The following is a 1,586-nucleotide window of genomic DNA, read 5'->3' as shown; positions in this document are numbered from 1 at the left end:
ACGGCGAGCGGGTAGCGGATGATCTCCAAAAAGGACGACAGTTTTTCCGTCAACTCATTGCTAAGCCTGCCTTTCAGGAATATTTCCCCGATTTCACGATCATTCTGATTCTCTTTTAGTCGGTCAAAAATCCGATTCTCGCGGATAAACTGATCGAATTCGTTCGTCCCGATAATGGCTGTGGCGGGCAGTGTGATATTGACGCCGGTGAAATGTTTTTCGAATTCCATTGTGATGAGAAGTGCATTCAGAAATGCCAGACCGCGTCCTTTTCCGCCCAACGAACCTTCTGTTAATCGTGAAATCTCGTTCGATTCATACAGGCTTTTCGGATGGAAATTGATGATCTTGCCTTTATTCCGGCTCTTGCGGATTTGGTTAAGCGTCGAGACCAAATGTTGCCGGACTTCGGAAATCGAGTCGAAATCCCCAACAGTTAACAGGCGCATACTCCGGGCGATGAACGTTTCGCCGCGCGCCATCAGCCATGCGGAAAAATGGTTTCGTTTACTATGATAAACGATAGTCTCATCCGGAATCGTTTTGAGTTTTTCCTCAAACTCAATGAGCGAACGCGCGCGGTCGATTTCATTGCCATTGACATCCCGGAAAACAAAGTCGCCGAATCCCAGATTATCGACGATGAACTTGCGGAGATTGTTCAGCAGTTGATTGGAATATTTATAGAGGAAAGTCGACTGGATAGCGGCGGCTTTGTCGCTGTTTTTGAACTCCGACGAGAGCAGGATGGTCGGAACATCGTAGATATTCTTTTTCACTTCCGAAATCAGTTTGATCCCGGCTTCGTTGTCCAATTTTCCATTGTGCAGATAACTGATATCCGAAATGACCGCGATGATATATTCTTTATAATGTTCGTAAATTTCGGCGGCTTCCTCGTAGGTTTTAGCGAGAATGACCTTCGGGCGGGCGCGCATCCGCAGTCGTTTGTTGATGTCGTTCAACTCTTCGCGGATGAGGATTTGCGTCTGCTTCATGATCTCTTCGTAAAACAGCGGCAGGAACATCGAGTAATACTGGACGGAATCCTCGACGAGAAGGATCACGCGTACCAAACCGTGTTTTGTGTCGTATTCCAGATTTCGTTTGTCTTCGATGGATTTCACCATCGCGAGGAAAAGTTTCGTGTCGCCTTTCCAAAGAAAGACACCGTCGAAAATCGTCATCCGGTCGCGGTACTGATCGACTGACGGGATGTCTGATTCCATGTTCAGGAGAAGGAGAATCGGCAGATCGGGATAATTTTCCTTGATTTGTCTGGCTAAATCGAACGACGTGATCTTACCGACATGAAGCATCGTAATGACCAGATCGAACTGACGCTCTTTGAGAATCCTCAGCGCTTCTTCGCCTGTCGGGACGCTGGTGATCATCGGCGCCGTGCTGAGATTCAATTGCCGGTATTCGCCGAAGATCTGTTCCGATAACCGACCGTCCTGCTCGAAGATAAATGCGTCATAGAAGGTTGAAATGAGCAGGATTTCCTTGACCTTTTTGCTCATCAGGTAATGAAAGCAATCTTCGCCGTATTTGAACTTGTTGTAATAGTAGTTTAAATCTCGTTC

1 protein-coding gene is annotated in these 1,586 nt (G+C 47.0%); it reads right to left on the bottom strand.

Annotated elements, in window-relative coordinates:
• On the bottom strand, positions 1–1,586 hold a 1,586-nt coding region (locus COT43_11530; protein PIS27240.1), incomplete at both ends, for a hypothetical protein.

The organism is Candidatus Marinimicrobia bacterium CG08_land_8_20_14_0_20_45_22 (genome assembly GCA_002774355.1).
Lineage (GTDB): Bacteria > Fidelibacterota > UBA2242 > UBA2242 > UBA2242 > 0-14-0-20-45-22.
This window is presented reverse-complemented; position numbering and strand designations above follow the sequence as displayed.